The organism is Stenotrophomonas sp. YJH_SMC_120 (genome assembly GCF_059368675.1).
Genome location: NZ_JCAFRY010000017.1, coordinates 1 through 16,145 on the forward strand (window position 1 = coordinate 1; position 16,145 = coordinate 16,145).

The 16,145-nt window shown below is 66.1% G+C and carries 15 protein-coding genes, 1 tRNA gene and 1 pseudogene; 6 read left to right on the forward strand and 11 right to left on the reverse strand.

From position 1 onward, the window contains the following. Positions 1-120: pseudogene (locus tag AC5P60_RS16825) on the forward strand (IS110 family transposase); the annotation flags it as partial. Between the two features lie 95 nt (positions 121-215). On the opposite strand, the gene AC5P60_RS16830 reads toward AC5P60_RS16825, so the two are convergent. Further along, positions 216-632 (reverse strand): GNAT family N-acetyltransferase, encoded by a 417-nt coding sequence (locus tag AC5P60_RS16830; protein WP_005410074.1) that lies wholly within the window; start codon positions 630-632, stop codon positions 216-218. Between the two features lie 77 nt (positions 633-709). Between AC5P60_RS16830 and AC5P60_RS16835 the strand changes: the two genes are divergently transcribed. After that, the gene (locus tag AC5P60_RS16835; protein ID WP_033833934.1) at positions 710-1,666 is read left to right on the forward strand and encodes an SOS response-associated peptidase family protein; all 957 of its coding nucleotides are present in this window, start codon (positions 710-712) and stop codon (positions 1,664-1,666) included. Positions 1,667-1,676: 10 nt separating this feature from the next. Here the strand turns inward: AC5P60_RS16835 and AC5P60_RS16840 are convergent, their stop codons facing one another. Then, a complete protein-coding gene (locus AC5P60_RS16840; protein ID WP_005410076.1) occupies positions 1,677-2,057 on the reverse strand; it encodes a response regulator in 381 nt (126 codons plus the stop codon). Positions 2,058-2,189: 132 nt separating this feature from the next. On the opposite strand from AC5P60_RS16840, the gene AC5P60_RS16845 reads away from it, so the two are divergent. Both AC5P60_RS16845 and AC5P60_RS16850 read left to right on the forward strand, forming a co-directional pair. Beyond that, positions 2,190-2,275, forward strand: a tRNA-Leu gene (locus AC5P60_RS16845). 200 nt (positions 2,276-2,475) lie between these two features. Continuing rightward, on the forward strand, positions 2,476-3,915 hold the full coding sequence (locus tag AC5P60_RS16850) for a GGDEF domain-containing protein (RefSeq protein ID WP_483693804.1): 1,440 nt from the start codon (positions 2,476-2,478) through the stop codon (positions 3,913-3,915). On the opposite strand, the gene AC5P60_RS16855 is transcribed toward AC5P60_RS16850, so the two are convergent. After that, a complete protein-coding gene (locus AC5P60_RS16855; RefSeq protein ID WP_483693802.1) occupies positions 3,912-5,738 on the reverse strand; it encodes a methyl-accepting chemotaxis protein in 1,827 nt (608 codons plus the stop codon). The two genes, AC5P60_RS16850 and AC5P60_RS16855, sit on opposite strands and share 4 nt — an antisense overlap. A 254-nt stretch (positions 5,739-5,992) precedes the next feature. Next, positions 5,993-6,298, reverse strand: coding sequence for a GNAT family N-acetyltransferase (locus AC5P60_RS16860; protein ID WP_495201790.1), 306 nt, complete (start codon positions 6,296-6,298; stop codon positions 5,993-5,995). A 228-nt stretch (positions 6,299-6,526) separates the two neighbouring features. On the opposite strand from AC5P60_RS16860, the gene AC5P60_RS16865 reads away from it, so the two are divergent. Then, entirely contained in the window at positions 6,527-7,615 is a 1,089-nt protein-coding gene (locus tag AC5P60_RS16865) for a DUF5694 domain-containing protein (protein ID WP_483693801.1), read from the forward strand. A gap of 64 nt (positions 7,616-7,679) precedes the next feature. Beyond that, positions 7,680-8,411 carry a right-handed parallel beta-helix repeat-containing protein gene (locus AC5P60_RS16870; RefSeq protein WP_495201785.1) on the forward strand — a complete coding sequence of 244 codons (732 nt, stop codon included), beginning with the start codon at positions 7,680-7,682 and terminating at the stop codon, positions 8,409-8,411. A 201-nt stretch (positions 8,412-8,612) separates the two neighbouring features. Here AC5P60_RS16870 and AC5P60_RS16875 read toward each other — a convergent pair whose 3' ends face one another. The 7 genes from AC5P60_RS16875 to AC5P60_RS16905 all read right to left on the reverse strand — a co-directional run bounded on the left by AC5P60_RS16875 (position 8,613) and on the right by AC5P60_RS16905 (position 16,135). Further along, positions 8,613-8,897, reverse strand: a complete 285-nt coding sequence (locus AC5P60_RS16875; protein WP_049453095.1) for a hypothetical protein — start codon at positions 8,895-8,897, stop codon at positions 8,613-8,615. A gap of 62 nt (positions 8,898-8,959) precedes the next feature. Further along, positions 8,960-11,149 (reverse strand): PAS domain S-box protein, encoded by a 2,190-nt coding sequence (locus AC5P60_RS16880; protein WP_005410083.1) that lies wholly within the window; start codon positions 11,147-11,149, stop codon positions 8,960-8,962. A gap of 208 nt (positions 11,150-11,357) precedes the next feature. Beyond that, entirely contained in the window at positions 11,358-13,745 is a 2,388-nt protein-coding gene (locus AC5P60_RS16885; RefSeq protein WP_495201786.1) for a Tex family protein, read from the reverse strand. A gap of 207 nt (positions 13,746-13,952) precedes the next feature. Next, on the reverse strand, positions 13,953-14,168 hold the full coding sequence (locus tag AC5P60_RS16890) for a hypothetical protein (protein ID WP_005410085.1): 216 nt from the start codon (positions 14,166-14,168) through the stop codon (positions 13,953-13,955). Positions 14,169-15,049: 881 nt separating this feature from the next. Beyond that, positions 15,050-15,502 (reverse strand): hypothetical protein, encoded by a 453-nt coding sequence (locus tag AC5P60_RS16895; RefSeq protein ID WP_049402533.1) that lies wholly within the window; start codon positions 15,500-15,502, stop codon positions 15,050-15,052. Beyond that, on the reverse strand, positions 15,499-15,702 hold the full coding sequence (locus AC5P60_RS16900) for a PspC domain-containing protein (protein ID WP_005410087.1): 204 nt from the start codon (positions 15,700-15,702) through the stop codon (positions 15,499-15,501). Before AC5P60_RS16900 ends, AC5P60_RS16895 begins: the two co-directional genes overlap by 4 nt. A gap of 64 nt (positions 15,703-15,766) precedes the next feature. Beyond that, on the reverse strand, positions 15,767-16,135 hold the full coding sequence (locus tag AC5P60_RS16905; RefSeq protein ID WP_005413813.1) for a YfeK family protein: 369 nt from the start codon (positions 16,133-16,135) through the stop codon (positions 15,767-15,769). Positions 16,136-16,145: the final 10 nt, after the last annotated feature.

The window sequence follows — 16,145 nt, forward strand, 5'->3', positions numbered from 1 at the left end:
GCTGGCCTGAAGGCCAAGGGCAAAGCGAGCAAGGTGGCGCTCGTGGCGGTCATGCGCAAAATGCTGGTGATCCTCAACGCCCGTAAGCGAGACGCCGAGGTGGCCCTCGGCTGCCCCTGACAAGACAGTTGCTACTGCAGAGCCGGGATGGATCCGGCGGCCGGTTGGCCCAGTAGATCCATGCCACGCATGGATGGCCTCAGCCTGAACACACCTCAGAACCGGCGATACATCCCGATCGATGCAGGTGCGGTGGGTGCGAAACCAAACTGCGCGTACAACCGGTGCGCTTCACCATCGGCCAGAAGGCTGACGTATGCAGACGGCGGCAGGTTCGCCTGCATCCAGCCATCCAGGCGACGCATCACTTCCTTGCCCAGGCCCTGCCCCTGCAGGCGCGGCAGCACCGCGATATCACAGACCTGCAGGTGGCACCCACCATCGCCGACGATGCGGCCCATCGCTACCAGCTCATTGCCCTGGTAGGCGCACACGCCATACAGGGTATTGGGCAGCGCGCGTGCCGCCGCCTCCTGGCTCTTGGCACTGAGGCCCGCCAGCACACGCAGCTGGCAATAGTCTTCGACCGTGGGGACAGCCTCGCGGAACTGGCAGCTGACAGAATCATTCATGCGGTATCTCCCTGTAGGTCGGGCTATCCTGCCGCATCCACGTCGCAACGACTGCGACCCAGGCCTGCAGAGTTCCCATGTGCTATTCCGCCCTGATCCGCGCTGACTACGCCAAGCTGGTCCGCGAGTTCGGTGCCATCCTGTCGCTGGAGGAGTTCGCCGAACTGTACGCGCACGATCCCGGCAAGAAGCGGCCGAAAACCCCCAAGGCCATGGACGACGGCTTTGCCGGCGCGCGCACCGAACAGGGTCGCGACATCGTCGCGAAGATCCAGCAGTGGCATGCGCAGGAACGCCAGGCTCTGGAGGCGGAGCTGGCCCGCCAACGCGAGCGCCGCGATATCGCCCACGCGACGCTCGCCACCCGCCCCACGCAGAAGGCACGCAACGACCTGCGCGTGGCCGGCAACCGCATCGAGCGCGCCCAGGCCCGGCTTGAGGACCTGCACCGGGTACAACTACTGCCGCGCGACAACCGCATTTTTCCCGGCACCTACGCGCCGGTGATGGTCAGCGAGAGCGGCCGACGGGTGATCAAGCCGATGCGCTACCAATGCCGGCTGCCGGACAAGCCGGCACGCAACGACGTGCTCTACCCCGGCACCTACAACGCACGACGCGACAGCCTGGAAGGCTATTGGCGCGGCGCGTTCGGCCTTCGCCACGGCGTTGTCGTGGTGCAGGCGTTCTATGAGCACGTACCACGCCACGCGATCGCAGGGCGCGCGCTTGGCGCCAGTGAGAAGGAACAGGATGTGGTGCTGGAGTTTCGCCCGGACCCGCCCCGCGACCTGCTTCTGGCCTGCCTTTGGGCGGAATGGGAGGGACCGGAAGGACGCCTGCTCTCATTCGCCACGATCACCGACACCCCGCCACGCGATGTCGCCGCGGCAGGTCACGATCGCGGCGTGATACCGATCCGCAGGGAGCATCTCGATGCGTGGCTCAACCCCGATCCGGACAACCTGGCCGGGCAGTACAGCATCCTCGACGACCGCGAGGACATCCGTTACCTGTACGAGGAGGCCGGCTGAAGCGCCGTTCTCACGCCGTTGCGCTGGAACGGCCCACCGCACGGCTCAGCGCCCGGGTCAGATCCGCCGACAGATACGGCTTGACCAGCAGTACTCCGGACAGCATGGACTCGGGCAGCTGCTCAGCCAGCATTCCGGTGGCAAGCACGAACGGTACGCCTCGCGCCGACAATGCTGCCGCCACCGGCTCGCTGGTCTCGTTGCGGGCCAGGCGATAGTCCAGCAGGGCCACATCGGGGACCGAGTCTTCCAGCACGCGCAATGCTTCAGCCACGCTCGCCGCCAACCCGACCACGGTCGCGCCGGCATGCACCAGCTGCATCTGCAGCAAGGCTGCGCTCATCTCGTCGTTCTCGACCACCAGCACCCTCAGGTCCTGCAACACTGTCATCGGCTATGGCTCCTGGAGGCATTCAAGCCGGCGCAGTATAGCCATCGCAGAGCCGATGCCGACAGGAAACGCCTCGATCTGCCTTGCCCCTATGAAAGCCCTGCCCTCCTCGGTTACACTCACACGCTGCCTGCCGGTGTGGCGGAATGGTATACGCAGCTGACTCAAAATCAGCCGGGGGTGACCCCATGAAGGTTCGAGTCCTTTCACCGGCACCACAGCATCAAAGGCCAGGTCCATGACCTGGCCTTTTGCTTTTCGGGCGATGCAGGCCCGTGTAGCCGCTCCGGTGTCACTGTGCTGACGCAAAACTGCGACCGCTGACAGGGTTGTCGCTAGACGTAGTGCACACTTTTCTTGCCAGCCTCACGTACATCTGCCTATGGTGATCCCGCCGGATCCGGGGGTGGGGGACTGCATGACGTTGCGTGCTGCACTGTTTTTTCTCGTCACGCACGCGCTCGTCATTGCCTTTGTCGGCCCGCAGGACCCGGTCGGCTCCTACCTGATGCTGATCACCGCCCCGCTGCTGGCTGCACTGGCCTGCGTACGGCGTGCACGCGTCAGCCCGGCGGCCTGCCAGTGGCGACTGCTCGGCGCGGCCGTCGGCCTGTTCTCTCTCGCGCTGCTGGCCCTGCTGTACCGCAATGTGGCCGGCCTCGCCCCTGCGCAGATGACCGCCTCAACACTGATCCTGTACGTGTTCTACCGGATCCCCCTGACCTACGTCGCTGCAAGCCCGGGCGGCGGGAACCGCTACATCCGTGCGGTGGACCTCGGGATCATTGCCCTGCTTTGGCTGCTATACTACCTGCATGCGCGGGCGATGGCGCCGCTGAACACCGCCTTGTGGACGCAGTGCCTGAACACCATGAGCGGCGTGCAGAACAGCCTGGTGTTCTGCTTCGCACTGATCCGTTTCCTGGCCGAGGACGATCCGGACCGCCGCGATTTTTTCCGGACGCTGACGATCTACGCGCTGGGCTACTTCCTGCTGGCCTTCTACATCAATACCTATCAGCCGCAGGTGCCCGACGGCAATTGGGGCGACCTGCTGATCAGTGGACTGTTCGTGCTGCTGGCCATCCTGGCGGGCAGCCATCGTCGCTGCCCGGCAGTGGAGGTATCCCGCAGCCTGCGGCGCATCGTCGATGCCGGCGTACCACTGATGCTGCCCTTGCTGCTGATGCTGGTGGCGCTTCTGGTCGCGCGCCTGCAGCCGACCCTGGCCACGGTCGGCTTCATCGGCTCCCTGCTCGGCTATGCGCTGCGCAGCGTGCTGAGCCAGGTCGAGATCCAGCGCCAGCGCGATGAACTGGAAACGCTGGCGCGGCGCGATCCGCTGACCGGACTGGGCAACCGGCGCAGCTTCGATGAGTCGCTGGATCGGGCCCACCGCCGCGCGCGCCGCCAGGGCCAGGGCCTGGCGGTACTGATGATCGACATCGACCACTTCAAACGGCTGAACGACACCTACGGCCATCCGGAAGGTGATCGGCGCCTGCGTGCCGTCGCCGGCATCCTCGATGGCTGCCTGCAACGGGGCGACGATCTGCTAGCCCGCTATGGCGGCGAAGAGTTCATCGCCGCCCTGCCCTCGCCCGATGCCACCCACGCCCTGGGCCTGGGCGAACGGCTGCGCGCTTCGGTCGAAGCCGCAGCCCTGCCCGCCCCCGTGGCCACCGTCACCGTCACCATCAGCATCGGCGTGGCCTGGCAGGCACCCGGCGAAGACGGCGATCCGCGCGGCCTGGTCGAACGCGCCGACCAGGCCCTGTATCGCGCCAAGCATGCCGGTCGCAACTGCGTACGCGGCGACACCGAAACCAAGGAAGAACAGTCCGGTCGCCGCGCCTAGACCGCATGCAGCGCCGCCGCTCCGTGCCGGTGCCCGGCGCCGCCCTGCAAGCGGAAGCTGGCCACCGTCTGCAGCAGCTGCGCCGACTGCTCTTCCATGCTGCGCGCCGCCGCCGACGCCTCCTCGACCAAGGCCGCGTTCTGCTGGGTGCCCTGGTCGATCAGATCGACGGCCTGGTTCATCTGCTGGATGTCGTCGCTCTGCTGCTGCGAGGCAGTGCTGATTTCGGTCATCAGGTCGCTCACCCGGCGCACATTGGTCACGATCTCGTCCATGGTGCGGCCCGCGCTCTCAACCTGCGCCGTACCGGCACCCACATTGGCAACCGACTCATCGATCAGGTGCTTGATCTCCTTCGCTGCGCTGGCCGAACGCTGCGACAGCTCGCGGATCTCGGTGGCAACCACGGCAAATCCACGGCCGTGTTCACCGGCACGCGCCGCCTCCACCGCTGCGTTCAGCGCGAGAATGTTGGTCTGGAAGGCGATGCCGTCGATCACCCCGATGATGTCGACGATGCGCCGCGACGAGGCATTGATCACCGCCATCGTCTCGACCACCTCATGCACCACACTGCCGCCGCGCGCAGCGACATCGGCGGCTGCACCGGCCAGCTGGCTCGCCTGGCGCGCGTTGGTGGCAGTGCGCTGCACGGTCTCGGCCAGGCCCTTCATCGACACCGCGGTTTCCTCGAGCGAAGCCGCCTGCTGCTCGGTGCGCTGCGAGAGGTCGCTGTTGCCCTGTGCGATTTCAGTCGCGCCGACTGCGATGGTGTCCGCGGCGAACTTGATCTGGCCGATGATCGCGGCCATCGCCTCGACCAGCGAATTCACGCCTTCGCACAGTTCGGCGATCGAGCCATTCTTGTCGGCGGTGGCCACGCGCTGGGTCAGATCGCCCTGCTTGGCCGCGGCCACCACCTCGCGGGTCTGCGCCACCGCGCGCTGCATGGCCTGGTTTTCATGCACCTGCGCGGTGATGTCGGTGGCGTACTTGACGACCTTGAACGGCTTGCCATTGAGGTCCAGGATCGGGTTGTAGGATGCCTGGATCCAGACCTCACGCCCGCCTTTGCCAAGGCGCCGATACTGGCCGGCGTCATATTCGCCGCGCCCGAGTTTCTCCCAGAACTGGCGATATTCGATGCTGCTGCGATGCTCGGGCTCGACAAACAACGAATGGTGCTGCCCGCGCACTTCGTCCAGGCTGTAGCCGGTGGCGGCCAGGAAATTGTCATTGGCCGACAGGATGCGGCCATCCATGCTGAGCTCGATCACCGCCTGCGACTTGGTGATCGCGGCCAGTTGCCCCGCCGAGTCGGCCGCCTGCAGCTTCTGCGCGGTGATGTCGGTCGCGAACTTGACCACCTTGTACGGCCGCCCCTGGCGGTCCAGTACCGGGTTGTACGAGGCCTGGATCCAGATCTCGCGCTGGCCCTTGCCGAAGCGGCGGTACTGTCCGGCGTCGTATTCGCCGCGCCCCAAGCGCGCCCAGAAGTCGCGGTATTCGGCGCTGCGCGCCAGCTCGGGGTCGACAAACAGGGAATGATGCTTGCCCTGGATCTCCTCCAGCCGGTAGCCCATCGCCTGCAGGAAATTGTCATTGGCCTGCAGGATGGTGCCGTCGAGCGCGAACTCGATGACGGCCTGCACGCGATGCAGCGCGGCCACCTGCGCTTCCAGCTCGGTGCGGTCGGTCATCGCCTTCTCTGTGCCGGTGCGTTGCTGCGGCGCCAGTACGCCAAGCAGCGCACGCCACGGCGACCAACGGGTGTGCAGCTCGGCCGGCGCCTGCGCGCCTGCCGTGAAGCCTGGAATGAGCATTGTCTGATCCTCGGTGTCCGGTAAGCGGTTGTGACCCGACGGGCGGGATGCCCGGCGGCAACATCAGTTGCCAGGGACTACAGGTGCCAACGGCACCTCTCGAGCGACTGCCAAGAACGTCTGCTGCGGGTGCGATCGGCATCTGGGAGCGGCGGAACACACTGCGCGGACCGCCCATCGGGGGCAGCCTGGGGTCCTGCGGCGGGTGACTGGAGCGGGATCCAGAGGGAGTATCGGCGATGCCGTCAGCCGCTTTAGCGGGATTCCGCGACGTCCGTCGCAACTCCGTGCATTGCAGCCGGAATGCGGTCGACGATTGCCGTGTACTTCACGCCCTGCTCACGTGTTACAGGCAATCCCCCGAGGGACTCAGCGAGGGAACGGCTGGACCGGTTCTGCTCGGCCACCGGATAGCGGAACGCAGCACAACGCAGGCGCCCTGAGGCGGCCGACCACACCGCCGCCACGGCTTCGCGGCCATAGCCGTGCCCATGCATCATTTCTGCGATCCAGATGCCCAGTTCGGGTTCTGCGTCACGGGCTCGATGCAGGCCTGCCAGGCCAAGGAATACACCGGGGCGTGAACGGCCGGAGGTGCAGCCGCGGACTGTCGATGATCCAGTCGTCGGACGTCATGTTCTGCATTGCCTGGGCGCTGGGTACAGCATCGCTCAGCAGAAGGATGCAGCTCAAGGCAAAAAGGTTTACATGACCAATGCGGGATTCCGCGGCAGGAGAATATGACCAGCATGAAGGTCCCGCAGGATGCTCATCGACATGGAGATCGCATGTTCCCTCGCTTTGCCAGCCTTCTCTTCCTGGCCGTATGCAGCAGCAGCGCGCTGGCCAACGACACCGCCTATCGACCGGCCTTCCACCCGGACCAGCTGAAGGGACCGCCCGCAGGGCGCCCGAACGAAGTGCTGGTGCTGGGCAGCCCGCACCTGTCCAGCCTGCCGGAGACCTTCACGCCGGCGATGCTGGAACCTCTGCTGCAGCGCCTGGAAGCCTGGCGGCCCACCGCGATCGCAGTGGAGAACCTGTCCGGCCTGCAGTGTGACTTCATGCGCCGCAATCCGGCCCGATACGCCGACAGCGTAGCGGACTACTGCGTCGATCCGGCACCGGCGCAGGCCGCCACCGGCCTGGACGTGCCCAGCGCCAACGTGGAGATGGAACGCCTGCTTGCGGATTGGCCGAAGGCGCCAACCGCTGCCCAGCGACGCCGATTGGCCGCAGTGTTCCTGGCTGCGGGCGAGAGCAGCTCGGCAGTCGTCCAATGGCTGCGGCTGCCCAGGGAAGAGCGACGTGCCTCGGACAGCCTGACACCGGAGCTGGTGCAGTTCCTCGACACGCGCATCGCACGCCGCAACGAGGCCGGCCTGGTGGCCGGCGTCCTCGCCGCGCGCCTGGGGCTGGAGCGGCTGTGGGCGGTCGACGACCACACTGCGGATTCGCCTACACCGGAATCGCAGCAGAAGGCCTACGCTGCCGCCATACGCGGTGCCTGGGACAATTCCTTCGCCAAAGCGCGCAGGGCGGCCGATGAACGACTGGAAGCCAATCTTGCTCAACCGGATGGGTTGCTCGCGATGTATCGCGCCTACAACGCACCCGAGGCCGCGATGCTGGCCTTCAACAGCGATTTCGGCGCGACGCTCGTCGAACCCTCGCCGGAAGGCTTCGGCCGCAACTACGTGGGCTACTGGGAAACCCGCAACCTGCGCATGGTCGCCAACATGCGCGACGTGCTCGGCCAGCACCCGGGCACCCGCATGCTGACCATCGTCGGTGCCTCGCACAAGGGCTACTACGAGGCGTACCTCAACCAGATGCACGATGTGCAGCTGGTCAGTGCGGATGAAGTTCTGCGTTGACGTCAAGCCGGTCGGCTGCGGTATCTTGGATGCAACTTCAACCACTCCACGGAAGGAACCCATAATGAAACAACGCATTTCCGCCGTACTCTTTGCCATAGGCCTGACCGGTGCTGCGCAGGCCTCGGCATGCGATCTCACTCTCGACAGTGGTGGTGACCTTGCTGCCGCAGTGACAGCCGCACCTGGCAAGAAAATCTGCCTGCGGCCTGGCGCCTACGTCACTGGGCCTGCACCACTTGAAGTACCCTCCGGCACGACCATCGAGGGATTGGGTGCGAGCATGGCCGACGTCGTGATCTCCGCCCATGGCTCCCCACAGAAGGCAATCGGGCTCGGCAGCGGCACCATGCTGCACAACTTCACATTGTCCACCGGTACAGGCGGAAACTTCGGTGTACTGGCCTATCATCAGGACCGCATCATCATCTGGAGCCTCGATATCGTCGGCTTCCAGATCAGCACTGGTGTCGTGGGCGGGAAAGGTGTGGATATATGGGACACCTTCATGCGTGCCAACGGCATAGCGGGCAACAATGTGGCAGACCCGAATCTGTGGATCACCGATTCCCGCGACGTCACCATCCTCTATGGGCAGCTGACCGGCCGCAAGGATGGCCCGGGGGGCGATGGCGAGATGGCCATCTACAACTCGAGCAACGTCATGATTGATGGCGCCCGCGTCATCGACTCCGGCGCCAGCGCCATCTATCTGGTGAACTGCGTCGACTGCACCATCAAGAACTCGGTGATTGAACGCCCTGGCGAATGGGGTATCGACGTCGTACAGGGTTGACAGCGCTTTCTTGCAGAAAACAATGCTGTAAGCGGTGCGAACTATGGTGGGGCGGTGTTTGAGACATCGGGCGGTACCACGGCAACATTCCGCTCCAACCGGTTCATTCAGAATCGTCGCTTGGGTGTTGGAAACTGCAACGGCATCAATGCAAAGGGTGGTGTTGCAGGCGTTATATCGACAGGTAACATCTCTTTCCCTTCAGGTGATCTCTGCGCCTTCCCGTGAAGCATGGGCCTGAGCATCAAAAGCATGAGGCGGTACTTCCTTCCTGCCCGCCCGCCACAGCACGATGCTGGCGGCACCGATGCAGGACAGCGTGAACACCAGCAGGGCGACCGCCCCGCCCTGTAGCACCGGCAGCAAGGCCTGCGCGTGCAGGTCGCCGCGCAGCTGTTCCGTACGCAGGCAGGCGGCCAGCGCGAGGCACCAGCCGACCAGGGCCGGGGCGAAGGCACGCACCGCCATCGGGTTGCAGACATTCATGGGATCACCTGTAAGAGAGGAGGTGCGCGGAGTATTTGCGCCCGCCCTCTCACAGGCTGAGATCAGCCCTCGACGACCTCGGAATCATCGCCCGGCAGCTCACTGGCCTCGCCCTGCACCTGCACGTTGTTGCGGCCCATCGCCTTGGCCCGGTAACACTGGGCATCGGCCGCGGCCACCGCCTGGTCCACGCTCATCCCCCCGGCCAGCGGCGCGATGCCGATGCTGGCCCCTACCCGCAACCGGTCCTGGTCCCACGGAATCGACAGCGACGCCAGGGTATGCAGCAGCTCGCCGCCAATGCGCGCTGCACGACGCGGCGTGCAACCGGACAGGATCACCGCGAACTCATCGCCGCCCAGCCGCGCCACCACATCCGAATCGCGCACCCCGTGACGCAGAACGCTGGCCACCGCCCAGAGCACCGCATCGCCAGCCAAATGGCCCCAGGTATCGTTGATCGGCTTGAACCGATCCAGATCGATGTACATCAGCGACGCGGCCTGGCCGGTACGTTCGACACGGGTGATCGCCTGCTGCAGATGCACCTCGAAGCCACGGCGGTTGCTCAGTTCGGTCAGCGGATCGATCTCGGCCAGATGACGCGCCTCGCGCTGGCGGGCACGCTGCTGGGTATCGTCGCGCAGCACCCAGACCGCGCCTCGCACGTGGCCCTCGTCATCGCGCAACCAGGCGCGGGTCAGGTCCACCGGCACCGTGGCGGCACCCAGGCGCAGCAGCAGGTCGGCATGCAGGTCGACCGCATTGCTGTCCGGATCCAGCAGTACCGACACGTCCAGCACCGAACCCGGCGCGTATTCGGTGGTCAGCGCCAGCACATCCTGCACCTTGTGTCCGGCCAGCGACAACGCGCCATCGCCGGCCAACATGCGTACTGCAGCGGCATTGGCGTAATCGATACGGCCATCGAGGCTGACGCTCAGCACCAGGTCGGCCACGGCATCCAGGGTGATGCGGCTGCGCTGTTCGCTCTCGAACAGCCGCTGCTCGCTGCTGCGCTGGGCGGTGATGTCCTGGATCTGCGACACGAAATGCAACGGCTCGCCATGCTCGTTGCGCACCAGCGAGACCGACAATCGGGCCCAGATGACCTTGCCATCGCGATCGAGATAGCGCTTTTCCAGGTGGTAGTGGCTGCGACGCCCGGCCAGCAGGTCCTGCACCAGGGCCAGGTCGGTCTGCAGGTCATCAGGATGGGTGAGACGCTGGAAATCCACCTGCAGCAGTTCTTCCCGCGGATAGCCGAGGATCCGGCACAGCGCATCGTTGACGTCCAGCCATCGCCCTTCCAGTGACACCAGCGCCATGCCCAGCGCAGCCGAGGTGAATGCACCGGCGAACTTCTCCGCGGACAAGCGCGCTTCGGCCCTCGCCTGCAGGATCTCGGTGATGTCGATGGCCATCCCGACATAGCCGATGCGTACACCGTCGGCACCGTCCATGCGGCTGATCGAGAGGCGTACCTGGCGTGGCTGGCCGTCCTTGCGCAGCAGCGTCCATTGCCGCGAATAGGTCTGGCCATCGGCACGCGCACTGAGTGCCTCGAACACATCTGGCAGTTGGCCATCGGCATCGGCCAGCGGTCGCAGCCAGGCATTCAGTTCCTGCGGATCGTGGAAGGCATCCAGCCGGCGCTGGCCGACCACATCCGCCGCGCTGTAGCCCAGCAGGCGTTGCGCGCCCGTGTTGAACAGGGTGATGGTGCCATCGATATCGGTGGCGATCACCGCCACCTCGTCGGAGGCATCGACCACGGCCTGCAGGCGTTGCCGTGTTTCGGCCGCATCCTGTCGGGCCTGCTGCAGCTCGGTCACGTCGGCATGCGCGCCGGCCATCCACAATGGTTTGCCCTGCGCGTCCCATTCGAAGACGCGGCCACGGTCCTGGATCCATATCCACTGGCCATTCTTGTGGCGCATCCGCAGCAGGCACGCATAGTTGTCGGTGCGCCCCTCGAAATGCTCGTCCAGTGCCGCGTCCGACAGCGCTATGTCATCGGGATGGACCAGCTTCAGGAAGGTCTTCTGGCAGACCGGCTCCAGCTCTTCCAGGCGGTAACCGACAATCTCGGCCCAGCGCGCGTTGACCCGCATCTCGCCGTTCTGCACGTTCCATTCCCAGGTGCCCGCGGCGGTGCCATCGATGATCATCGCCAGCCGCCGACGCTCTTCGGCCAGCGCCTGCAGGCGGCGCTCCAGCAACCCGTTGCCGTTGGTGCCCTGGCCCGCCATCACCGCTGCCCCCGGCCCGCGCAGGCAGGCAGCGGCCGCAGCGCGACGCTGCAGACCTCAACGAAGACGACGGGTCCTGCTGGCGTCATGGCCCTCCCCAGCGACAGCGGGGTGGCCGGACGCCTCCCCTCAAGCGCAAGTGTGCGCAATCACGGGGAAAATCGACAAGTCCCCCGCCACGAATCAAGCGTGACGGGGAACACGGTCCTCAACTACGCTTGGCGCGGGCGAAGGCCTCGGCCAGGGCGTTGTTGGCCGGGGGCGCGGACGCGGCGGGACGGCCACCATTGCCCTGGCCCCGGTTCGGCCCGCGGTTCTGGCCGCCTGCATCCCGGCGCGGACCCTGCCCATGGCCGCGCTCATCACGCTGGCCCGGGCGGCTGGTGGCCTGCCCGGGGGTATCGTCCAGGCGCCGGGTCAGGGCGATGCGCTTGCGCGCCACGTCCACCTCCAGCACCTTCACCTTGACGATATCGCCAGCCTTGACCACATCACGCGGGTCCTTCACGAAGGTGTCGGACAGCGCCGAAATGTGGATCAGGCCGTCCTGGTGCACGCCGATATCGACGAAGGCACCGAAGGCCGCCACGTTGCTCACCACGCCTTCCAGCACCATGCCCTCGCGCAGGTCCTTGATGTCCTCGACGCCTTCGGCGAAGCGCGCAGCCTTGAACTCCGGACGCGGGTCGCGGCCCGGCTTCTCCAGTTCCTTCAGGATGTCGCGCACGGTCGGCAAGCCGAAGGTGTCATCGGTGAACTGCTCGGCCTTCAGGCCACGCAGGAAGCTGCCATCACCGATCAGCGCCTTGATCGGGCGTGCGGTGCTGGCCACGATGCGCTCGACCACCGGATAGGCTTCGGGGTGCACCGCCGAAGCATCCAGCGGCTGGTCGCCGTCGGCGATGCGCAGGAAGCCGGCGCACTGTTCGAAGGTCTTCTCGCCCAGGCGCGCGACCTTCAGCAGATCCTTGCGGCGCTTGAACGGGCCGTTCTCGTCACGATGGCGCACGATGTTCTCGGCCACCGTGGCCGACAGGCCGGACACCCGCGACAGCAGCGCGGCCGATGCGGTGTTCACGTACACGCCCACGGCGTTCACGCAGTCCTCCACGCGCGCATCCAGCGCCCGTGCCAGCCGGTACTGGTCCACATCGTGCTGGTACTGGCCGACACCGATCGCCTTGGGTTCGATCTTGACCAGTTCGGCCAGCGGGTCCTGCAGGCGACGCGCGATCGACACCGCGCCACGCAGCGACACATCCAGCCCCGGGAACTCCTTGGCCGCGAACTCGGAGGCCGAGTACACCGAGGCGCCCGCCTCGCTGACCACGACCTTCTGCAGCTTCGGGTTGGCGGCAGCCTTGATCGCTTCGCCGGCCAGCTTGTCGGTTTCGCGGCTGGCGGTGCCGTTGCCGATCGCGATCAGTTCAACGTTGTGGTTGGCGCACAGTTGCGTGATCGTCTGCACCGACTGGTCCCACTGGCGACGTGGCTCATGCGGGTAGATGGTGTCGGTGGCCACCAGCTTGCCTGTGGCATCGACCACGGCGATCTTGCAGCCGGTGCGGATGCCCGGGTCCAACCCAAGCACGGTCTTCGGGCCCGCCGGTGCGGCCAGCAGCAGATCCTTCAGGTTGTCGCCGAACACCGCGATGGCCTCAGCCTCGGCCTTCTCGCGGGCCTGGTTGAACAGGTCCAGCAGCAGATGGGTGTGCAGCTTGGCGCGCCAGGTCAGGCGGCAGGCGTCCAGCAGCCAGCGATCGGCGGCGCGGCCCCGGTCGGCGATGCCGGCCCTGCGCGCCACGCGGCCTTCGGCGTACTGGTGGCCGGCCTCGGCATCGCTGCCCGGGTCCAGTTCCAGGAACAGGATCTCTTCGCGGCGCGCGCGGAACAGCGCCAGCAACCGGTGCGAAGGAATCTTCGCCAGAGATTCGGCATGTTCGAAATAGTCACGGTACTTGGCGCCTTCGGTTTCCTTGCCCTCGGCCACGCTGGCACGGATCACGCCGGTCTCTCCCAGCCAGGTGCGCAGCTCGCCGACCAGCGCGGCGTCCTCGCCCCAGCGCTCCATCAGGATCGCGCGCGCACCTTCCAGCGCGGCCTTGGTGTCGGCCACGCCCTTGTCGGTGTTGACGAAGGCGGCCGCGAAGGCCTGCGGGTCCTGCGTGGGATCGGCTAGGAGGCCATCGGCCAGCGGCTCGAGACCGGCCTCGCGGGCGATCTGGGCGCGGGTACGGCGCTTGGGCTTGTACGGCAGGTACAGGTCTTCCAGCCGGCTCTTGGTGTCGGCGGCCAGGATGTCGTTGCGCAGCTCGTCGCTGAGCTTGCCCTGCTCGCCGATGCTGGCCAGCACCGCCGCACGGCGCTCCTCCAGCTCGCGCAGGTAGGTCAGCCGGGTTTCCAGGTTGCGCAGCTGGGTGTCGTCCAGGCCCCCGGTCACTTCCTTGCGGTAGCGCGCGATGAACGGAACGCTGGCGCCCTCGTCGAGCAGGCCGACGGCGGCGCGCACCTGGGCGGACTGGGCACCGATCTCGTCGGCGATGGTCTGGGCGATCTGCTGGGCGAGCGCGCTCTGGGCGTTCTTGGCGTCGTGCATTGCTTCAGGTCTGTGCCGCGGTACGGGAAGATCCCATTCTGGCAATCCACGACGGAGCCGGACAAGGCATTGACAGGGGGCGAGGTTCAGCGGCGGGGCCGGAGTGGACGCCGGCATCCTGGCGGAGAGAGGGCTCGGACTGGCCCTGGGCTGGGATGCCGGCGCGGGCGCGCGATGGTGGGCGCGCCCTGCCGCGTGTTGCGAAGGTCAGCGGTAGTGGCGGGCGGCGCGCTGCATGACGATCTCGTCACGCATGCCTTCCAGGGCCATCAGGCGGACCTTGCCGACACCCTGCAGTTCCATGAACCGCTCCGTGTAGAACTCCGGCCCCAGCGCGGTGTCGGCGCGGGATTTGCTGAAGCCGTAGGGCACCACGCCCTTCTCGCCATCCTTGCTACCACCGACATAAAGAACGATTGCCATGTGATGTATTCCTCCAAATCGCTACTGCGTACTGCACTCGATGAACGATGCTGCGAGCTCATCAAGGGAGAGCTTACCGCGTCGAACCTGACTGGAACGTCACGAAGGCTAATGACGATCGGTTGCATGCAGATGACTGCGGGATCGCAGCAGAATGCTTACGGATCTTTAACTTCCGGCTAACGAATCCGTGGCGGATTCCCGCCAACGGCGCAGCCCCTCGTGGGTGGTCGTGTAACGCGTTTCATGTGATTGGGCCGGGCGGGGTGGGTGCGCGGGACACGCCGTGGACCCGTCCCTGGGGGCTCGATGGCGCCTTGCTCGTGTGCGCAGTCCTGCGCACACGGCAAGACCGGGGTTGGGCGTCCTGCCCAACCCGCCCGAGGCATGCCTCGGGCCCATGGCGCCAACGGTCCCGCGCACCCACCCCGCCCGGCCCCTGACAGTTTTTCGGGCACGTTCACCCACGGAAAAGAAAAAAGAAGATCAAAAGCAAAAACAGCTTGGCCGGCTGATTTGTTGCTTCCTGTAGAGCCAAGCCAAGCCAAGCCATGCCCCGCTCGCGAGCAAGCGCAGCGCGCGATCCGCTTCTGCTGTTCTATTTCTTCTCCGTGGCTGGACGCGCACGGAAACTGTCAGGGGCCGGGCGGGGTGGGTTCGCGGGACCGTTGGCGCCATGGGCCCGAGGCATGCCTCGGGCGGGTTGGGCAGGACGCCCAACCCCGGTCTTGCCGTGTGCGCAGGACTGCGCACACGAGCAAGGCGCCATCGAGCCCCCAGGGACGGGTTTACGGCGTGTCCCGCGCACCCACCCCGCCCGGCCCAATCACATGAAACGCGTTACACGACCACCCACGAGGGGCTGCGCCGTTGGCTGGAAACTACGGCCACCAGCCACGCCCGAACCGGGCGAAATGATCGGCCGCCCGTTCGAACGGATTGCGCGCACTCACCCCGCCGCACAGCAGGTACACCGGCAGGTACAGCGGGCCCAGCACCATGTACTGGTACACGTGCGCCCGTTCGTGATCATCCAGCCGGATCAGCGGCTCCACGCCCCACCCTGCCTGATGCGCATAGGTGCGGCAGGAAATGCCCAGGTCATGGCCGGTGTGCAGGATCACGTTCCCCAAGGTGATCGCCCCGCCTGGCCCCCACGGCCAGTGGTCGAACACCAGCGCGCAGTCACGGCCGCTCCAGCGCAATGTCGCGCCGCCGAGCATGCCGGCCAGGCCGCCGATCACGCCGAGCAGGGAATTGGGTAACGTCCACACCGCGCCCAGCACCTGCAGCGCGCGCAGCCAGATCGGCCAGGGCGTTGCTCCAGTCTTCAATCGGCCTCGTTGGGGATCAGGAGCCACAGGATCAGGTAGACCAGGATGCCAGGGAAGGCGGCGGAGGCCAGCGAAACCAGCACGTAGATCACCCGCAGCAGGGTCGCATTCCAGCCGAAGCGATGGGCAATACCGCCCATCACGCCGGCAATCATGCGGTCGTTCAATGAGCGCGACAGCGTTTTGGGCGTGGTGTTCATGGCGGCAGCTCCGGGAAACGGACAAGGCAGTCGAACATGGCTCGACTCTACACCGCCCCCATGTCTACGGCGTGCGGTGGCGCAGGGCCTGCAGGCGTGCGCCGAACCAGGCGGCTGCGGTCTGTTCAGGCTGCCCCGGACACTGGATGCGGTAGGGTTTGCCACTCATGCTGCTCTGGCTGGCAGCGCGCTCGATGAACTGCTCGGCGCTGTCCACCATGCCCTTTTTCAGCAGGTAATCGTACTTGCGCTGCAGGTGCGCGCGCGCGTCGCTGCCGTCGTACCAGCTGCCATTGCGCTGGAAACGGCACTGGGAGCCGTCCAGGCTGGCGATCAGCTGGGCGATCTCCCGGCGTGCATCCGTACTGGGTGCAGCGTGGGCAAGTGGTGCTGTCAGCAGTGCCGCAAGAATCAACAAAATCCGGTACATCATCACCCCCAAG